We start from the raw sequence: 18841 nt of genomic DNA, 5'->3' as shown, positions 1-18841 counted from the left end.
ATCCCCGCTGTGCGTCCGCACTTCGGGGTGCCCGACGAAACTTGGGAGAGCACGCATGACCCAGTCCGAATCAGCATCCGAAACCTCCGGCGGCGGCAGCAGCACTGGCAGCAGGGGCGGGGGCGGCGGCGGTACGGAACCCGCCGCCCCGCAGCAGCCGGGCGTCCCGGCACCCCGGGCGCCCGGCGAAAGGTCCCGGCTCGACCGGTACTTCCGCATATCGGAGCGGCACTCCACCGTCGCCCGCGAACTGCGCGGCGGCGTCACCACGTTCATGGCGATGGCCTACATCGTCCTGCTCAACCCGGTGATCCTCTCGGTGCCCGACGCCGCGGGCGCCACCCTCGACGCGGGGCAGGTCACCACCGCCACGGCCTTCGCCGCGGCGGCGACCACCCTGGTCATGGGCCTGCTGGGCAATGTGCCGCTGGCGCTGGCCGCCGGGCTGAGCGTCTCGGCGGTGCTGGCCTTCCAGGTCGCCCCCGAGATGACCTGGCCGAACGCGTTCGGCATGTGCGTCATCTACGGCGCCGTCATCATCCTTCTCGTCGTCACGGGGCTGCGGCGGCTGATCATGGACGCCATCCCGCAGGCGATGAAGCACGCCATCACCATGGGCATCGGCCTCTTCGTCACCCTCATCGGGCTCGTCCAGGCCGGCTTCGTCACCGGTACACCCGGACCCGGCGGTGTCGCGGGCGCCAAGCCCGTGCAGCTGGGCACCCACGACATGCTCACCGGCTGGCCGGTGCTGTGCTTCGCCGTCACGGTCCTGCTCGTCTTCGTGCTGCAGGTGCGCCGGGTGCCCGGCGCCATCCTCATCGGCATCGTCGGCGGCACCGTCGTCGCGGGGCTGGTGCACCGGTTCGCGGGGCTGGAGAAGAAGGACTGGGGCGGACGGAACGCACCCGAGGTCTCCGGCAGTGTCGTGAGCAGCCCCGACTTCGGACTGTTCGGCAAGGTCTCCTTCGACGGCATCGCCGACGTCGGCGCGGTCACCGTCGGGGTCATCGTCTTCACCCTCGTGCTGGCGGGCTTCTTCGACGCCATCGGCACCATCATCGGCATCGGGCGGCAGGCCGGGCTCGCCGACAGCGACGGGCGGATGCCGGGGCTGAACAAGGCTCTGGCCATCGACGGCGCGGGCGGGGTGGCCGGCGGCCTCGCGGGCGCCTCCGGGCAGACCGTGTTCGTGGAGTCGACCGCGGGTGTCGGCGACGGCGCCCGTACGGGGCTGGCGAGCGTCGTGACCGGACTCGGCTTCACGCTGTGCCTGTTCTTCACGCCGCTGGCGCAGGTCATCCCCACCCAGGTCGCGGCCGCCGCGCTCGTCGTCATCGGCGCGATGATGATGACCAACGCCCGGCACATCGACTGGAGCGACACGGCCACGACCGTGCCGGTCTTCCTCACGACGGTCCTGATGCCCTTCACGTACTCGATCACCGCGGGCATCGCGGCCGGAAGCATCTCCTACGTGCTGATCAAGGCGGCCCAGGGAAGGTGGCGGGAGACGGGAGCGCTGATGTGGGGGCTGGCGGCGGTCTTCCTCGTCTACTTCGCGCTCGGGCCCGTCGAGGGATGGCTGACGTGACGCGGCCGGCGGTCCCCGACGGAAGGTCCGCCCGTAAGGGGCGGGCCGGGTGAACCGGGTGAGGCGGGCGGGCCGGGCCGGCACCCGGGCAGTGTCGGCGCCGCCGCCCGCCGCCCGCGTAGGCTCGCAGACCGCAAGACCCCGCATGCCCGTGAGGAGTCCCCGTGCTGGACATCGCAGCTGAACTGCACCGATGGTGCGAGGAGGGGCGCGACTTCGCCGTCGCCACCGTGGTGGCCGTGAGCGGCAGCGCGCCGCGTCAGCCGGGTGCCGCGCTCGCCGTCGACGCCGGCGGCGAGGCGGTCGGCAGCGTCTCCGGTGGGTGCGTGGAGGGCGCGGTGTACGAGCTGTGCCAGGAGACCATGTCCACCGGGCGCACCGTCCTCCAGCGCTTCGGCTACAGCGACGAGGACGCCTTCGCCGTCGGCCTCACCTGCGGCGGCGTCATCGACATCCTGGTCACGCCCGTGCCCGTGGGCTCAGCGGCGCGTGCGGTGTTCGCCGCCGCGGTCTCCGCCGCCGCGCGTGGACGGGCCGTCGCCCTGACCCGTGTCGTGGAGGGGCCGGAGGAACTGCTGGGCGGCTCCCTGTGCGTACCGGCCGAGGGGGAGGCCCTCGGCGGTCTCGGCGGCGCGGACGCCCTGGACGCCACGGCCCTCGCCGAGACCCGCGCGCTGCTGGACGCGGGCCGCACGGGCACGGTCGCGACCTGGGCGCGCGGCGGCCCTCGCGGCGCGGGCGGACATGCCGCGGCGGGCGAGGACGCGGCGGGCGGCGGCGCCCGCGGGGAAGGGACGGCCGAGGCGAGCGGGACGGGCGAGGACCGAGGGGCAGGCGACTTCGGCACGGAAGCCTGCGGGCCCCCGGTCACCCTGCTCGTCGAGTCGAGCGCGCCGCCCCCGCGCATGCTGGTCTTCGGTGCGATCGACTTCGCCGGGGCGCTCGCCCGTACCGGCTCCTTCCTCGGCTACCGCGTCACCGTCTGCGACGCCCGTCCCGTCTTCGCGACCGCCGCCCGCTTCCCGGACGCCGACGAGGTCGTCGTCGAGTGGCCCCACCGGTATCTCGACGCCCAGGAACTGGACGCCCGTACGGTCGTGTGCGTCCTCACCCACGACGCGAAGTTCGATGTGCCGCTGCTGGAGCGGGCGCTGCGGCTGCCCGTCGCCTACGTCGGCGCCATGGGCTCCCGGCGCACCCATCTCGCCAGGCTCGCCAAGCTCCGCGAGGCGGGCGTGAGCGAGGCGGAGCTCTCCCGGCTGCACTCTCCGATCGGGCTCGACCTCGGCGCCCGTACGCCCGAGGAGACGGCGCTGTCGATCGCCGCGGAGATCGTCGCCGTGCGGCACGGAGGGAGCGGCGTCCCGCTCACCGGGGCGCACACGCCGATCCACCACGACGCGGCGGCCGCGGCGGGGCGCGTCGGCGAGATGGCGTAGCCGGGACCGGGCCGCGGACACCGCACCGCCCGTCAGGACATCTCGTCAGGACGTCTGGTCGGGACGCCTCGTCAGGACCGCCGGGACGGCACCGCCGGGCGGCGCATGGGGGGACGGCTCACAGCAGCTTCACATCGGCCAGCACCGCGAGGTGGTCGGAGCCGGCCAGTTCGAGGAACTCCGCCCCGACGGCCGTCATCTGCTCACTCAGCAGCACGTGGTCGATCTGCGCTCCCATCGCCAGGGCCGCGGTGTCGGGCCAGGTGGGCGTGCGGGACTGGCCGGTGAGCCGGGAGGCGTCGTTCATGCCGGTCTCCAGGACGGCGCGGAAGGCGGCGTGGTCCTGGGACGCGTTGAAGTCGCCGGCGATGACGGTGGGTGTCTCACCGCGTGAAGCGCCGTACGCGCGCAGCCTGTCCAGCTCCTCGCGCCAGGCTCCCAGCGCCTCCGGCATCGGCGGCACGGGGTGTGCGACCTGGACCGCCACATGCGTACCGGCGATGTCGGCCACCGCCCGGGGCATGGCCATCTGCCCCTGCAGGGAGGACTCGTCCTCCAGCGGATAGACGCTCAGCAGCGCCGAACCCGCCGCGCTCCCGGCCTCCATGATGTGCCGGTACGGGTACGCCTTCCGCATCGACGGGGTGCGAAGCGCCTCGGCGCACGTGTTGTCGCACTCCTGCACCGAGACGATCTCCGGCCGTTCCCTGCGCAGCGTCTTCACCAGCGCCGGGGTCGCCCCACCGAGGCGCAGGTTGGCGGTCAGCACCCGGAAGTGTGCCCTGGCCGCGCCCTCTGCCGGGGGGTCCGGGGCGTCCGGGCCGTGCGGGAGGGTGAAGCCGACGGTGGCCATCAGCACCGCGATCGACCACACCGCGAGGACGCCGCGGCGGGTGAGCACGGCGTACAGCAGCGCCAGCCAGCCCGGCACCAGGAACCAGGGCAGGAACGCGAGGACCTGGGCGATGGGACTGGGCCCGTCGGCGTCCACGCCGCGTACAGCGATCGGCACGCTCAGCGCGGCCAGTACCAGCCCCACGCACGTGGCCAGGCCGTTCTTGCGCGGCGGCCGCGGCCCACGGCTGCGCCACCCGCGCTCGTAGAGGGGCCGGGCGGGCCGTGCGGCGGTGCGGGGCGGAAGCCTCGTCACCGTGCCACGGCCGCCCCGCCTTTCGCGATGGTTTCGGTCCCCCGTCAACACGTCCCCGATGGTGCCTCATCACAGGGTTCCGTGTTCGCGGGTACGCCCGATCTTCGCGACGTCCGCGCACTTCCCGACGAGAGGTGACGGCGCCCGCACCGACGACGCGGGGCCCGGCGGGCTGATGATCCGGGGGACAGGGCGACCAAGACGCGACACGACACGACACGACACGGTGCGGAGCGGTGCGAGAGCCTCGATCGGGCGAGACCGTCGGCCCGCGTCCATCCTTGCCCCGTGCCCGCGGGTGCGACGAACCACCCGGTGACCGTCCGGACGGTCGCGGAGGAGCCGCCGGCCGCTCGGGCCGCGTGGCGTCCGCGCCGTCCGGTCAGCCGCCGCGCCCGCACGGGGTGCCGGTCTGCGCGGAGGGCGGCCCGGAGGCGACGCGCTCCGCCGTGGCCTTCGCACGACGGCCGGTGGTGACCAGTCCCAGCACCGCCACGGCCGCCCCGCAGCCCGTGATGATCCACCACGCGGTGACATGCGAACCGGCCGCCACCGCGGCGCCGATGACCGCCACACCCAGTGCCGAGCCGACCTGGCGGCTGGTGGAGGCGATGCTCGCGGCCAGACCCGAGCGGGAGCGGGGCATTCCGGAGACGGCCGCGTTGGTGATGGGCGCGTTCACCAGTCCGAACCCGATGCCGAAGAGCACGTACGACGTGAACAGCAGGGTGTCCGTCTCCTCGGCCCCGAAGCGCGCGAACAGCACGCCGCTCGCCGTCATCGCCACGCCCGCGAGCAGCAGCGGCAGCCGCGCGCCGCGCACCGCGACCAGATGTCCGGACAGCGGCGCGCACACGGCCGTCATCGCAGCCATCGGCAGCAGGTGCACCCCGGCCTCCAGCGCGGACAGGCCGCGGTCGTTCTGCAGATGGAGGGTGCTGACGAAGAGGAATCCCGCCAGCGCCGCGAAGGACGTCACGGCGGTGAGGGTCGCCCCGCTGAAGGGGATGCTGCGGAAGAAGCGCAGCTCCACCAGCGGTTCGGTCCGGCGGCGCTCGTAGGGGATCAGCGCGGCCAGCGCGCACACGCTGACGGCGAAGCTGCCCAGGATCAGCGGCGACGTCCACTCGCCACCCGCTCCGCCGGAACCGCCCCCGCCCTCGATGATGCCGAAGGTGAGCGAACCCAGCGCGGCCATGACCAGGAGCTGACCGACCGGGTCGAGCCTGCGCGGGTGCGGAGCGCGCGACTCGGGGACGTACAGCGTCGTGAGCAGCAGCGCGGCGAGGCCGATGGGGATGTTCAGCCAGAAGATGGAGCGCCAGCCGGTGGACGCGACCAGTACGCCGCCCAGCAGCGGGCCCGCCGCCATGGAGATGCCGACGACGCCGCCCCACACGCCGATCGCGCGGGCACGCTCCCGCGGTTCGGTGAAGGTGTTGGTGATGATCGACATCGCCACGGGGTTGAGCATCGAGCCGCCGACGGCCTGCACCGCGCGGAAGGCGATGAGCCAGCCCAGCCCCGGGGCGAGCGCGCACAGCAGCGACCCGGCCGTGAAGAGCACCAGGCCCGCACGGAAGACACGCCGCCGTCCCACGCGGTCGGCCGTCGAACCCGCCAGCATCAACAAGGAGGCCAGCACGAGGGTGTAGGCGTCCAGGGTCCACTGCAGGCCGGACACGGAGGCGCCCAGATCCCGCTGGAGCGAGGGCAGCGCGACGTTCAGCGCCGTGTTGTCGAGGCTGACGATCAGCAGACTCATGCAGCAGATCGCCAGGACCAGCAGCCGGCGCCGCCGCGGCATGCTCGTCTCGTCGTACCGGACGGGGGACATCGCTCCAGCATCCACTCCCGATGCGACGGCCAGCGCCCGGGGGTGGTGTGAGAGCCGCCGGTGACTCAGGATGACCCGCAGCGTGACCAGCGAAGAACACAGCGGCACCCGAGGAGTGACGATGACGGCGACCGAGCCCACCAGCCCCACCGACGCCTTCCGCGCCGCCCGGGACACCCTGTTGCGGCACCGGACCGACTACGAGGCGGCACGCGCCGCGTTCTCCTGGCCGCGCCCCGAGCACTTCAACTGGGCGCTCGACTGGTTCGACGTGATCGCCGAGGGCAATGAGCGCACCGCGCTGCACATCGTCGAGGAGGACGGCGGCGGAGCCCGCTTCTCCTTCGCCGAGATGCGCACCCGCTCCGCGCGGGTCGCCAACTGGCTGCGCGCACAGGGCGTCGAGCCGGGCCACCGCGTCATCCTCATGCTCGGCAACCAGGTCGAGCTGTGGGAGACCCTGCTGGCCTGCATGAAGCTGCGCGCGGTGGTCATCCCTGCCACGCCGCTGCTGGGCCCCGGCGACCTCACCGACCGGATCGAGAGGGGCGAGGCCCGCCATGTCGTCGTGCGGGCCGGGGACACCGCCAAGTTCCGGGACGTGCCCGGCGATTACACCCGCATCGCCGTCGGCGGCGGTGGCGACGGTGACGGCGGAGGCGCGGAAGAGGGCTGGCTCGCCTACGAGGACGCCTACGGAGCCTCCGGCACGTACGAGCCCGACGGCGTCACACGCGCCGACGACACTCTGCTGCTCTACTTCACCTCCGGCACCACGGCACGGCCCAAGCTCGTCGAGCACACCCATCTTTCCTATCCCGTCGGCCACTTGGCGACCATGTACTGGATCGGCCTCCAGCCCGGCGACGTGCATCTGAACATCTCCTCGCCGGGCTGGGCGAAGCACGCCTGGTCCAACTTCTTCGCGCCGTGGAACGCGGAGGCGACGATCTTCATCCACAACTACGCGCGCTTCGACGCCGACCGGCTGCTGGCCGAGATCGACAAGGCCGGGGTCACCAGCTTCTGCGCGCCGCCGACCGTGTGGCGCATGCTCATCCAGGCCGACATCGGCCGCCTCACGGCCGTGCCGCGCGAGGTCGTCGCGGCGGGTGAGCCGCTCAACCCCGAGGTCATCGAGCACGTGCGGACTGCGTGGGGCGCCACCATCCGGGACGGGTTCGGGCAGACGGAGACGGCCGTCCAGGTCGCCAACTCCCCGGGTCAGCAGCTCAAGCCGGGGTCCATGGGACGGCCGATGCCCGGGTTCGAGGTGACGCTGCTCGACCCGGTCACGGGTGAACCGGGCGCGGCCGAGGGGGAGATCTGCCTCGACCTGTCCACGCGGCCGGTCGGTCTGATGACCGGCTACCGGGGTGACGAGGAGCGCACCGCCGAGGCGATGGCCGGCGGCCACTACCGCACCGGCGACATCGGCAGCCGTGACGAGGAGGGTTACATCACCTACGTCGGCCGCTCCGACGACGTCTTCAAGGCCAGCGACTACAAGATCTCGCCGTTCGAGCTGGAGAGCGCCCTGCTGGAGCACGAGGCGGTCGCGGAGGCGGCGGTGGTGCCCTCGCCGGACCCGGTGCGGCTGGCCGTGCCGAAGGCGTACGTGGTGCTCGCGGAGGGCTGGGAGCCGGGAGCGGAGACGGCCAAGGCGCTCTTCGCGCACTCGCGGGAGACGCTGGCGCCCTACAAGCGGGTGCGCGTACTGGAGTTCGCCGAACTGCCCAAGACGATCTCCGGCAAGATCCGCCGGGTGGAACTGCGGGAGCACGCGGCCGGGGCGGCCGGCAGGGAGTACCGCGAGGAACGCTGAACTGCGGCCGGCGGCCGACGGGTTGCGGCGGGCGGTTGCGGCGGGCGGGTTGCGGACGGGTTCGGGGGCCGGCTCAGCGGACCGAGCGGATCAGGTCGTCCGCCGGGCCGTTGACGGCCTGCGGCATTCCCGTCAGGTCGAGGACGAACAGCGGCACGCACAGGGCGTCGGCGCGCGTACGGGCCTCACGCGCGTAGCCCGCGAGGGAGAAACAGGCCGTGTGCGCCTCTTCGTTGAGCCCGTTCAGCCACAGAGTCTCGACCTCGCGCAGGGCGGTCGGGTCGGTCGAGGGGTCGACGTGCGCGATGATGCCGTGCCCGCGCAGGTCGATGCCGGAGGCGGGGGGTCTGTCCGTCACCCGCACCACGGTGAAGCCCAGCCAGCGCAGATACTGCGCGGCGGCCGTACGGGCGTCCTGCGCCGTCCGGATGGTCACGGGCCGGAAGGCGGGGCGCGTCCTGGACGGCTCCTTCGTGCCGTGCGCCGTGAGCGGTGCGGGTGCGGCGGCGCCGGGGGAGTGCGGGCGGCCCGCGGGCGGATGCGAGGCGTCCTCGGCGGTGCCGGTGGCCCCGGCCTCCCGGAGGTCCTCGGCCGGTTCCCCGCGGCCGGGGGCCCCGCCGTCTCCCGTAGCGTCCCGCGCGGCGGGTGAGGCGACCGGGAGCCGGAGCAACGCCCCGCAGGCGCAGCCCAGTTCGGGCTGCGGCCAGTCCCTGGCCCGGCCGCAGGTCCGGCAGGTCACCTTCACCCAGGACTCCTCCCAGATGCGGTGCCGTACGCGCGCGGGAAGGCCGCCGCGCGTCAGCGGCAGCGTGACCGGGGCACCGCAGTGACAGGCGTAGACCGGCGGTGTCCAGGTGTGCTCGCGGCGGCACTCGGGGCAGCGCACGGGCACGCTTTCTGCCATCGGATCGGCTCCAGCGCGGTTCGGCGGCACGGGCGGGGGGTCCTGTTCATATCGTCCCCGAAAGGTGCGCTCTGCGAAGTGGAACCGGCGGAAAGGGTGAGAGAGGTGCGGGCGGTGTGTGTGCGGGGGAACCGGACGGCGGCGGCACCAGGGGCGCGAGGGTCGGGTGCCGGTGCCGCCGCCCGGAGTGTGTGGCGGCGTGTGCCGCCGGGGGACCGGCACCGGCGGCGGGTGCCGGTCCGTTGGCTGCGCCGGGCCGGGGCGGCCTACGCTTCCTCGAACTCCCGCACGGCGTCGATGTCCGGGCCGTGCGGGGTGTTGGCCTCCCGTTCGATCATGATCTCGACGAGGACGGGACGTGAGGTGGAGACGGCCTCCTTGCGCGCCCACTGGATGGCCGTGGCGATCTCGTCCGGCTCCCTTACACGCCGTCCCGAACAGCCGTACGCCTCCATGATCTTGACGTTGTCCGTGCCGAACTCGTCGTAGTGGATGTCGACCTGGTAGTTCATCCCGTAACCGATCTCGGCCTGCCGGATCAGGCCCAGATACTCGTTGTTGAGCATGATCAGCACATACGGCACCCGGTACTGGGCGGCCACGGCCAGCTCCTCGACGAGGTACTGGAAGCCGTAGTCGCCGACGATGCCCACCACTTCGGTGTCCTCTCTGCCCATCCCCTCCAGCGCCTTCTTCACCCCGATCGCGGCGGGCACCTCCCAGCCCAGCGGCCCCGCCTGGCCGCAGACCTGGTAGCGCCGCGGCAGGTGGGCCTTCTGGTGCTGCCCGCCCCAGATCTGGTACAGCCCGATGGCGGTGACGAAGTAGGTGTCCTCGTCGAAGATCTCGTTGATCTCCTTGTACGCGCGCGGCGCCTTGACCGGCGTGGAGCCGAAGTCCTCCCGGCGCACCAGCGTGCGCTTCAGCTCCCGGCAGCGCTCGACCCACCCTTCGGCGTCCGCCCGCGCCTTGCGTTTGCGCGCCTCGGCCAGCAGCGCCGAGAGGAACAGGCCCGCGTCGGAGACGATGCCCAGATCCGGTTCGAAGACCTTGCCGATCTGGCCGGGTTCGATGTCGACGTGCACGAAGGTGCGGGCGCCTCGGTAGACGTCGATGTTGGCGCCGGTGTGCCGGTCGCCGAAGCGCGCACCGACGGCGAGCACGAAGTCCGCCTCCAGGAAGGAGGCGTTGGCGTACCGCTGCGAGGTCTGGATGCCGGTCGTGCCCATGTTGAGCTCGTGGTCGTCCTCGATGACGCCCTTGCCCATCAGGGTGACCTGGAAGGGCACCCGCAACTCCTCGACCAGTTCGCGCAGTTCACCGCCGGCCTCGGCGAGGATCACGCCGCCGCCCGCCAGCACCAGCGGACGCTCGGCGGCGAGCAGCATGTCCAGCGCCCGCTCCACGCGCGGCAGATGAGGCTCGACGGCGGGGACGGGCAGACGCGTGTCGATCCGGGCGTCGTAGCTGATCTCCCGCTTCGCCAGGTCCAGCGGCAGGTCGATGAGCACCGGCCCGGGACGTCCCGTGCGGGCGATGCGGAACGCCTCGCGGAAGGCCCACGGGATCTGCGCGGCCTCCTTGACCTGCACGGCCCACTTGGTGACGGGCTTGGCGATCTCGACGATGTCGACGGCCTGGAACGCCTCCTGGTGCAGCTTGGGCGAGACCGCCTGCCCGGTCAGGCAGACCATCGGGATGGAGTCGGCCTGCGCCGTGTAGAGACCGGTGACGAGGTTGGTTGCGCCCGGCCCGGAGGTGGCGATGGCGACGCCGACCTTGCCGTTCGTACGGGCCCAGCCGTCCGCCATGTGGGTCGCGCCCTCCTCGTGGCGCACGGTCAAGTGCTCGATGCGGCCGTCCTCCTCCATCGCCTTGTACAGCGGCAGGATCGCCGCCCCGGGGCAGCCGAAGGCGATGTCCACGCCCTCGTCGACCATGATGGAGACGGCCGCGTTCATCGCGGGCATCCTGATGGGGGCCATGGCCTCAGTCCTCCAGTTTCTCGCCCGAGAGGCGCCTGACGCCGCGCACGAGCGCGGAGTGGTCGAGCCCGCCGTCGCCCTGCTGCCGCAGCGCGCCGACGAGTTGGGCCAGCAGGGCACCGGCCGGGACGGCGGCACCGACGTTGCGGGCGGCGTCGGTGACGATGCCCATGTCCTTGTGATGCAGGTCGATCTTGAAACCGGGGCGGAAGTCGCCGGCGAGGATGCTGTCCTTCTTGCGCGTGAGCACCGTGGAGCCGGCCAGGCCGCCGTTGAGGACGTCCATGGCGGCCGCCAGGTCGACGCCGGACTTCTCCAGGAAGACCACGGCCTCGGCCACCGCCTGGATGTTGACGGCGACGATGAGCTGGTTGGCCGCCTTGACCGTCTGCCCGGAGCCGTGCGGGCCGCACAGGACGATGGTCCGGCCGAGCACTTCGAGGAGCGGCCGTGCGGCGTCGAAGGCCGCCTGTTCGCCGCCGGCCATGATGGACAGCACGCCCTCGACCGCTCCCGCCTCGCCGCCGGAGACGGGCGCGTCGAGCACCTGAACTCCCTTGGCGTCGGCGGCCTTCGCCACGTCGACGGAGGTCTGCGGCGTGATCGAGGACATGTCGATGAGCAGGCTGCCCGGGCGTATCGCGTCCAGCACGCCGCCCTCGTGGAGGACGACCTGCTCGACCTGCGGGGAGGCGGGGACCATGGTGATGACGACATCGGCGTCCCGGACCGCCTCGGCGATGGAGGAGGCGCCCTTGGCGCCGTCCCCCACGACCGCCTCGACCCTCGCCGTGTCGAGGTCGAACGCCGTCACGCCGTAACCGGCGGCGAGGAGGTTGCGCACCATGGGCGTACCCATGATGCCGAGGCCGATGAAGCCGACCTTCGTGGTGTCTGCGGTGTGGCTCATGGGTCTGCCTTCCGGAGTCGTGGAGTCGGTTCAGCAAGGCCGGCCGGGCCGGCAAGGGCGGCGGTGCCGAGGCGCCTAGTCCGGCGAAGTGCCGTGCCGCCGGGGGAATCCGGCGCCGGCGCCGGTCAGGCGGAGCGCGCCGCGCGCGGCAGCCAGCCGAAGGAGTCGGCGCCGGCCACCGCGCCCGGCTTGTACTCCAGCCCGATCCGCCCCTCGTAGCCGGCCTTCGTCAGCCGGCCGAGGAGGTCGGTGAAGTCCAGCTCGCCGGTGCCGGGCGCGCCGCGTCCCGGGCAGTCCGCGATCTGCACGTGCGCGGTCCTGCCGGTGCACTCGTCGATGACCCGGTGCAGGTCCTCGCCGTTCATCGCCAGGTGGTAGAGGTCCATCAGGAACTTCGCGTTGCCCAGCCCCGTGGCCGCGTTGACGGCTTCGGCGACCTCGAGCGCCTTGGGCGCGCTGACGACGGGGCAGTGGGGAGACTCGGTGGCGTTGAGCGCCTCGATCAGCAGCACTGCCCCGGCCCGGTCCGCCGCGCGGGCCGCCGAGGAGAGGTTCTCCAGGGCCAGTTGGTCCTGCTCCAGCGGGGTGGCCCCGGACACGCGGTTGCCGTAGAGGGCGTTGAGCGCGGTGCAGCCGGCCGACGCGGCGAAGCCGGCGGCCACGTCGATGTTCTGCCGGAACTTCTCCGACTCCTCGCCCGGGATCGACGCGGCACCCCGGTCCGGCCCCGGCAGCTGTCCCGCGTAGAAGTTCAGGCCGGTCAGCCGGGTGCCCGCGTCGTCCAGCGCCGCGCGCAGCGCGTCCAGTTCGGCCTCGGGCGGTGCGGGAGCGTCGGGCCATGGCCACCACAGCTCGACGGCGGTGAACCCGGCGGCGGCAGCGGCGGCGGGGCGCTCCAGCAGCGGCAGTTCGGTGAAGAGGATCGACAGGTTGACGGTGTAGCGGTGATCGGAGCTGCCGGGGAGAGCGAGGGGGGCCACGGTGACCGCCTTCCTTCGGTGATGCTTGGGATTCCGTATTGTGAAATTAGCTTTCTGCTTTATGGAAGACTGCTCTCGTGTCCCGGAAAGTGTCAAGGGGGCTGCCGCTGATCGGCCCGAATCGCCGATGGCTGCCGCACCGCCGGTTCGCGTAGGTTGGCCGTGTGCGATTGCGAGTGGAGTTCACGACCGAGCCCTTCGATCTGGACGAGGCCCCGGAGCATGCGCTGGTGGCCCGGGAGGTCGTGCGGGGGGCGGCGCTCGACTCGGTCGACGTCGGTCCCTTCGGCAACACGGCCGAGGGTCCGGCCGATCAGGTGCTGAGCGTCGTGGACTCCGTGCTGCGCGAGTCCATCGGCGCCGGCGCCACCCGGGTCTCGCTCCAGCTCAACGTCATCGCCGAGGACGGCGCATGAGCGGCGCCGACGGGCATCCCTTCGCCGCGGCGGTCAAGCCGCTGGTCGACGCCATGGGCGGCGAGATGATCGCACCCGAACGCGCCCAGGGTGACGATGTCGTGCTCGCCTGGGAGGGCGAGGACGTCGTGGCCGTCCGCCTGCCCCATCTGTCCGGCTCGCTCGACCACATCCTGGCCGACCTGGAGCGCCGCCACGGGATGCCGCTGGCCGAGCTGGACCGCAAGACCAAGCAGTCCGTGGTGCGCGTCCTGGAGACGCGCGGCGCGTTCTCGGTGCGGCACGGCGTCGAGACGGTCGCCGGCGCGCTGGGCGTCAGCCGCTTCACCGTCTACAACTACCTGAACAGGGAGACGGGGAAGCACGCGGGGAAGTGAGTGCGGCCCTTGGGTCGGCGGTCCGCGCCGACGAAAACTTCAACAAAGTGTTGACGTTCCAGGCCGCGAGGTCTTAGCTGTTCCCAGCCCGGACAGCACCACGCTTCGGAGGCCCCACGTGACCGCGTCCCCCGCAGGAACAGGTCTGACCTGGCTCGACTCGGCCCGGGAGAGCGACGCCCGCGACGCGCTCCACGAGGTCTGCGCCGCCCGCGCCTGGGTCGACGCCGTACTCGCCCACCGCCCCTACGCGGACACGGAAGCCCTGCTCGCCGCGGGCGACGCCGCCACGGCCGCGCTCACCCCGGCCGGCCTGGCCGAGGCCATGGCGGGACATCCGCCCATCGGACGTCCCGATCCCGGCGACGCCTCCTCCGCTCGCGAGCAGCGCGGAATGGCCGGCGCCTCCGGGCAGCTCAAGGCCGAGATGCTCGAACTCAACCTGGCCTACCAGGAGAAGTTCGGACACGTCTTCCTGATCTGTGCGACCGGCCTGACGGCGGAGCAGATGCGCGACGCCGCGCGTAACCGCATCGACAACCCTCCGGAAGACGAACGTGAGATCGTCCGCACCGAACTGATGAAGATCAACCGCATCCGGCTGGCCGGACTGGCGGAGAACCGCACCGGCGGAGAAGAAGGGCGAGCGAGCATGGACAGCGAACGTGCCGCGACCACGGCGTCGGTCTCCACGCACATCCTCGACACCAGCGCCGGCAGGCCCGCCGCGGGCGTCGCCGTCGAACTGTCCGTACGGGACGGCCGCCGCGCCGCCTGGTCCGCACACGCGGCCTCCACCACCGACGCGGACGGCCGCTGCAAGGACCTCCCGGCGCTGCCCGGGGGCACCACACACGCACGGCTCACCTTCGAGGTCGAGCCGTATCTGCAGAGCAGGACGGAGGAGCCGGGGGAGCGGGAGAGCTTCTTCCCCGAGGTGTCCACGGTCTTCGCGGTCACCCCGGGCGAGCACTACCACGTGCCGCTGCTGCTCAACCCGTTCGGCTACTCCGTATACCGAGGGAGCTGACAGCGACATGGCCACGATTCTCGGCCAGAACCAGTACGGCAAGGCGGAGAACCGCGTCGTCAAGATCACCAGGGACGGCGCCACCCACCACATCAAGGACCTCAACGTCTCGGTCGCCCTCAGCGGCGACCTGGACGACGTCCACTACTCCGGCTCCAACGCGCACGTGCTGCCCACCGACACCACCAAGAACACCGTGTTCGCCTTCGCCAAGGAGCACGGCATCGAGTCCGCCGAGCAGTTCGGCATCGCGCTCGCCCGGCACTTCGTGGAGAACACCGAGCCCATCCGCACCGCCCGCATCCGCATCGAGGAGTACGACTGGGAGCGCATCGCGGTCCCGGAGGGCGAGGCTCCCCACTCCTTCGTGCGAAGCGGCCGGGAGACCCGCACTGCACAGGTCACCTTCGACGGTGACGGTCTCCAGGTCCTCAGCGGACTCAAGGGGCTGACGGTGCTCAACTCCACGGACTCGGAGTTCTGGGGCTACATCAAGGACAAGTACACGACGCTCAAAGAGGATTACGACCGCATCCTCGCCACCGAGGTCACCGCCGTGTGGCGGCACGGCCCGAGCGCGGGCGACGACGGCACCTGCGACTGGCAGAGCTCGTACGAGGCGGTCAAGGCCCTCATGCTGCGTGCCTTCGCCGAGACGTACTCCCTCTCCCTCCAGCAGACGCTGTACGCGATGGGCTCCCAAGTCATCGAGGGCAGGCCCGAGTTGGAGGAGATCCGCTTCTCCATGCCCAACAAGCACCACTTCAGGGCGGACCTGGAGCCCTTCGGCATCAAGAACGACGCCGCCGACGGCGCCGTCTACATCGCCGCCGACCGCCCCTACGGCCTCATCGAGGCCACCGTGCTGCGGGACGGGGCGCAGCCCCTGATACCCGCCGACATGACCAACCTCTGAGCGGCTCCGGGCGGCTCCCCGACCCTCCGCGAACCGTCCGGCTTCCCGACCCTCCGCGAGCGTTCACGACTTCACGTTCGTCGCGGCCCCGCGACGTCCGCGACCCGTACCGAGGACACACATGGCCGACTTGGCAGACCCGACAGAGCGCGTCGTCATCGAGCACTGCGCCGTCGCGACGGTCGACGCGCAGGACACCGAACACGCCGACGGACACGTGGTCGTGGCCGGGAACCGCATCGAGTCCGTCGGCGCGGGCAGGGCGCCCGAGGGCCTGGCGAACGTCGTGCGCCGCGTCGACGGCAGCGGCCACCTGGCCACGCCCGGACTCGTCAACACCCACCACCACTTCTACCAGTGGCTCACCCGGGGCCTGGCGCAGAGCGCCAACCTCTTCGACTGGCTCGTCGCCCTCTACCCCGTGTGGGCGCGTATCGACGAGGACATGGTCCACGCGGCGGCCCGCGGCTCGCTCGGAATGATGGTCCGCGGCGGTGTCACCACCGCCATGGACCACCACTACGTCTTCCCGCGCGGAGCCGGCGACCTCCTCGGCGCCGAGATCCGCGCCGCCCGCGGACTGGGCGTGCGCTTCAACCCCACCCGCGGCTCGATGGACCTGGGCACGTCCGACGGCGGGCTGCCGCCGGACTTCGCCGTCGAGACCACCGAAGGCGCCCTCGCCGCCACCGAGGAGGCCGTCGACACCCACCACGACCCCTCGTTCGACTCGATGCTGCGCGTCGGCGTGGCCCCCTGTTCGCCCTTCTCGGTCACCACCGAACTGCTCCGGCAGGCAGGGGAGCTGGCCCGCCGCAAGGGCGTGCGTCTGCACACGCACGGTTCGGAGACGGTGGAGGAGGAGCAGTTCTGCCGCGAACGCTTCGGAATGGGCCCCACCGACTATCTCGAGTCGGCCGGCTGGCTCGGCGAGGACGTGTGGATGGCGCACTGCGTGCACATGAGCGACTCCGACATCGCCGCTTTCGCCCGTACGCGCACCGGCGTCGCCCACTGCCCCTCCTCCAACGCCCGCCTGGGCGCGGGCATCGCCCGCGTACCCGACATGCTGGCCGCCGGAGTCCCCGTCGGTCTCGGCGTTGACGGCACCGCCTCCAACGAGTCCGGTGAACTCCACACCGAGCTGCGCAACGCCCTGCTGATCAACCGCCTCGGACCCCACAAGGAGAAGGCACTCACCGCACGACAGGCACTGCGGCTGGGTACCTACGGAGGCGCCGAAGTCCTCGGCAGGCAGGCGGAGACCGGCTCGCTGGAGCCCGGCAAGCTCGCCGACGTGGTGCTGTGGCGCCTGGACGGCATCGGCCACTCCTCGATCGCCGATCCCGTCGCCGCACTCGTACTCGGCGCCGCGGCACCGGTCACCCTCTCGCTGGTGAACGGCCGCGCCGTGGTCGAGGACGGCCGACTGGCAACCGCGGACGAGGAGTCGATCGCACGCGAGGCACGCGAGCAGGCCCGACGCCTCGCGCGTATCGCCGCCGACGCCGGCTGAACGGCCCGCGGCCGGACGGCAGACCGACCCACAACCCCATGAACTCCGGCCGGGAGGGACGGCTCCCGGCCGGGCCGAAGCACCACCACCGCCGTTCCCGGGACGTGGCCCAACCCCTCACGTTCCGGGACGGTCCGGCACCACCGGGCGCAACGGCGCGCACACACACCCCACATCACCGTGACTGTGACCCCTGACATCGACAGGAGGACCGCCGTGCCCGAGACGCCCCGGTTCAGCAAGCAGAAGAAGGACCCCGCCGACAGCGACCGCACTCCGCTCCGCGAGCGGGAGGAGAAGCATCCGGTCGACCGGTCGCTGCCACCCCTCAAGCTCGTCACCACCGGACTCCAGCACGTCGCGGCCATGTACGCGGGCGTGGTCGCGCCGCCGCTGGTGATCGGCGCGGCGGTGGGGCTGTCCGTCTCCGAACTGACCTTCCTCACCGGCGCCAGCCTCTTCCTCGCCGGTGTCGCGACACTGCTCCAGACCATCGGGTTCTGGCGGATAGGCGCCCGCCTGCCCTTCGTCAACGGCGTCACCTTCGCCTCCGTCGCGCCGATGCTCGCCATCAGCGCGTCCGAGGGCCCCGAGGACGCCCTGCCGGTCATCTTCGGCGCCTGCATGGTCGCGGCCGCGCTCGGCTTCCTCGTCGCCCCCTGGTTCAGCAAACTCGTGCGCTTCTTCCCGCCCGTCGTCACCGGCACGGTCATCACCCTCATCGGCGTCTCGCTCATGCCGGTTGCCTTCAACTGGGCCCAGGGCGGCGACCCGGAGGCGCCGCACTACGGCGGCGCGAAGAACATCGCCATGGCCGGGGCGACCCTCCTGGTGGTACTGGTGCTGCGCCGCTTCACGCGCGGCTTCGTCAAGCAGATCGCCGTCCTGCTCGGCCTCGTCATCGGCACGCTGCTCGCGGTCCCCGCCGGACTGACGGACTTCGGTGCGCTCGGGGAGGCGGACGTCATCGGATTCCCCACGCCGTTCCACTTCGGGGCGCCGCAGTTCGCCCTCGCCGCGATCGTCAGCATGTGCGTCGTCATGCTCGTCTCGATGACGGAGTCCACGGCCGACATGCTCGCGCTGGGAGAGATCGTGGAGCGGCCCGCGGACGAGAGGACCATCGCCGCCGGGCTGCGCGCGGACACTCTCGGCTCCTTCGTCGCCCCCTTCTTCAACGGCTTCCTGGTCACCGCGTTCGCCCAGAACATCGGCCTGGTCGCCATGACGAGGATCCGCAGCCGCTACGTCGTCGCCGCGGGCGGCGGCATCCTCATCCTGATGGGGCTGTGCCCGCTGGCGGCGGCGCTCGTCGCGACCGTGCCACAGCCCGTGCTGGGCGGCGCGGGTGTGGTGCTCTTCGGCTCGGTGGCGGCCAGCGGCATCCGCACGCTGGCGAAGGCGGACCTGGGCGACGACAACAACGTCATGATCGTCGCGGTCTCGCTGGCCGTCGGTGTCGTACCGGTGGCCGCGCCGGACTTCTACGACGTCTTCCCGGACAGCGCGCGGATCATCCTCGACTCCGGCATCTCGACGGGCTGCGTCACCGCGGTCGTACTCAACCTGGCCTTCAACCACTTGGGGCGGCGGCGGACCGGCACGGAGACGACGGAGACGAGGGAGACGACCGCGGACGCGGCGGACGGCGGGGCCGCCGTCCCACGGGCCCGCGAGAGCGGGGGTGCGGCGGCTCGTGAGGAGTGAGAACCCGCTGCTCGAAGCCCCTTGTCCAACTCGGATGTTATAGAGAGCGCGACAGGGTAAGAAGGAACTCGTGCTGGCGATGGAATGCAGACCTGGACCGGCGCACAGGGCCCCTCGCCGCCTCGCTCTGCGGTGGGGGGTTCTTCATGTACCAGGCTCACCGGAGGGGGGGGTACGACGAGCGTCCGCGCCGGCATGTCACCGTCGCCGGCAGGGAGTTGTTCTTCCCGAGTGGTGCCGGGCCGCGGGTGGGAG

General features: G+C 72.0%; 15 protein-coding genes. 9 read left to right on the top strand and 6 right to left on the bottom strand.

The genetic code is table 11. From position 1 onward, the window contains the following. Window positions 1–55: 55 nt before the first annotated feature. Complete coding sequence (locus H343_RS29000) at window positions 56–1594, top strand: NCS2 family permease (protein ID WP_078505022.1); 1539 nt, start codon at window positions 56–58, stop codon at window positions 1592–1594. Between the two features lie 164 nt (window positions 1595–1758). Beyond that, the gene (locus H343_RS0105375; protein WP_028430307.1) at window positions 1759–3033 is read left to right on the top strand and encodes an XdhC/CoxI family protein; all 1275 of its coding nucleotides are present in this window, start codon (window positions 1759–1761) and stop codon (window positions 3031–3033) included. 118 nt (window positions 3034–3151) lie between these two features. Here H343_RS0105375 and H343_RS0105370 read toward each other — a convergent pair whose 3' ends face one another. Next, window positions 3152–4183, bottom strand: a complete 1032-nt coding sequence (locus H343_RS0105370; protein ID WP_158679508.1) for an endonuclease/exonuclease/phosphatase family protein — start codon at window positions 4181–4183, stop codon at window positions 3152–3154. Between the two features lie 382 nt (window positions 4184–4565). Beyond that, complete coding sequence (locus H343_RS28995; protein ID WP_486586792.1) at window positions 4566–6020, bottom strand: MFS transporter; 1455 nt, start codon at window positions 6018–6020, stop codon at window positions 4566–4568. Between the two features lie 121 nt (window positions 6021–6141). Between H343_RS28995 and H343_RS0105360 the strand changes: the two genes are divergently transcribed. After that, window positions 6142–7845: an AMP-binding protein gene (locus H343_RS0105360; RefSeq protein WP_028430305.1), complete on the top strand. Its 1704-nt coding sequence runs from the start codon at window positions 6142–6144 to the stop codon at window positions 7843–7845. Between the two features lie 73 nt (window positions 7846–7918). On the opposite strand, the gene H343_RS0105355 is transcribed toward H343_RS0105360, so the two are convergent. The 4 genes from H343_RS0105355 to H343_RS0105340 all read right to left on the bottom strand — a co-directional run bounded on the left by H343_RS0105355 (window position 7919) and on the right by H343_RS0105340 (window position 12624). Beyond that, a complete protein-coding gene (locus tag H343_RS0105355; protein WP_028430304.1) occupies window positions 7919–8749 on the bottom strand; it encodes a hypothetical protein in 831 nt (276 codons plus the stop codon). A gap of 266 nt (window positions 8750–9015) precedes the next feature. Further along, on the bottom strand, window positions 9016–10734 hold the full coding sequence (gcl, locus tag H343_RS0105350; protein ID WP_486586791.1) for a glyoxylate carboligase: 1719 nt from the start codon (window positions 10732–10734) through the stop codon (window positions 9016–9018). Between the two features lie 4 nt (window positions 10735–10738). Continuing rightward, the gene (locus H343_RS0105345; protein WP_028430302.1) at window positions 10739–11644 is read right to left on the bottom strand and encodes a 2-hydroxy-3-oxopropionate reductase; all 906 of its coding nucleotides are present in this window, start codon (window positions 11642–11644) and stop codon (window positions 10739–10741) included. Window positions 11645–11769: 125 nt separating this feature from the next. After that, complete coding sequence (locus H343_RS0105340) at window positions 11770–12624, bottom strand: TIM barrel protein (protein ID WP_028430301.1); 855 nt, start codon at window positions 12622–12624, stop codon at window positions 11770–11772. A gap of 164 nt (window positions 12625–12788) precedes the next feature. Here H343_RS0105340 and H343_RS0105335 point away from each other — a divergent pair, with 164 nt between their 5' ends. The 6 genes from H343_RS0105335 to H343_RS28985 all read left to right on the top strand — a co-directional run bounded on the left by H343_RS0105335 (window position 12789) and on the right by H343_RS28985 (window position 18586). Continuing rightward, window positions 12789–13040 (top strand): hypothetical protein, encoded by a 252-nt coding sequence (locus H343_RS0105335; protein ID WP_078505021.1) that lies wholly within the window; start codon window positions 12789–12791, stop codon window positions 13038–13040. Further along, window positions 13037–13417: a helix-turn-helix domain-containing protein gene (locus H343_RS0105330; protein WP_028430299.1), complete on the top strand. Its 381-nt coding sequence runs from the start codon at window positions 13037–13039 to the stop codon at window positions 13415–13417. The genes H343_RS0105335 and H343_RS0105330 overlap by 4 nt, the downstream gene beginning before the upstream one ends. A gap of 118 nt (window positions 13418–13535) precedes the next feature. Continuing rightward, window positions 13536–14447, top strand: a complete 912-nt coding sequence (gene uraD / locus H343_RS33900; RefSeq protein ID WP_078505020.1) for a 2-oxo-4-hydroxy-4-carboxy-5-ureidoimidazoline decarboxylase — start codon at window positions 13536–13538, stop codon at window positions 14445–14447. A gap of 7 nt (window positions 14448–14454) precedes the next feature. Then, the gene (gene pucL, locus H343_RS0105320) at window positions 14455–15363 is read left to right on the top strand and encodes a factor-independent urate hydroxylase (RefSeq protein WP_028430298.1); all 909 of its coding nucleotides are present in this window, start codon (window positions 14455–14457) and stop codon (window positions 15361–15363) included. 121 nt (window positions 15364–15484) lie between these two features. Beyond that, window positions 15485–16879 (top strand): 8-oxoguanine deaminase, encoded by a 1395-nt coding sequence (locus H343_RS0105315; RefSeq protein ID WP_028430297.1) that lies wholly within the window; start codon window positions 15485–15487, stop codon window positions 16877–16879. 216 nt (window positions 16880–17095) lie between these two features. Continuing rightward, a complete protein-coding gene (locus H343_RS28985) occupies window positions 17096–18586 on the top strand; it encodes a nucleobase:cation symporter-2 family protein (protein ID WP_078505019.1) in 1491 nt (496 codons plus the stop codon). Window positions 18587–18841: the final 255 nt, after the last annotated feature.

The organism is Streptomyces sp. TAA204 (genome assembly GCF_000424965.1).
Note: the sequence above shows the minus strand (reverse complement) of the source record. Positions and strands in the feature narration are given on the sequence as shown.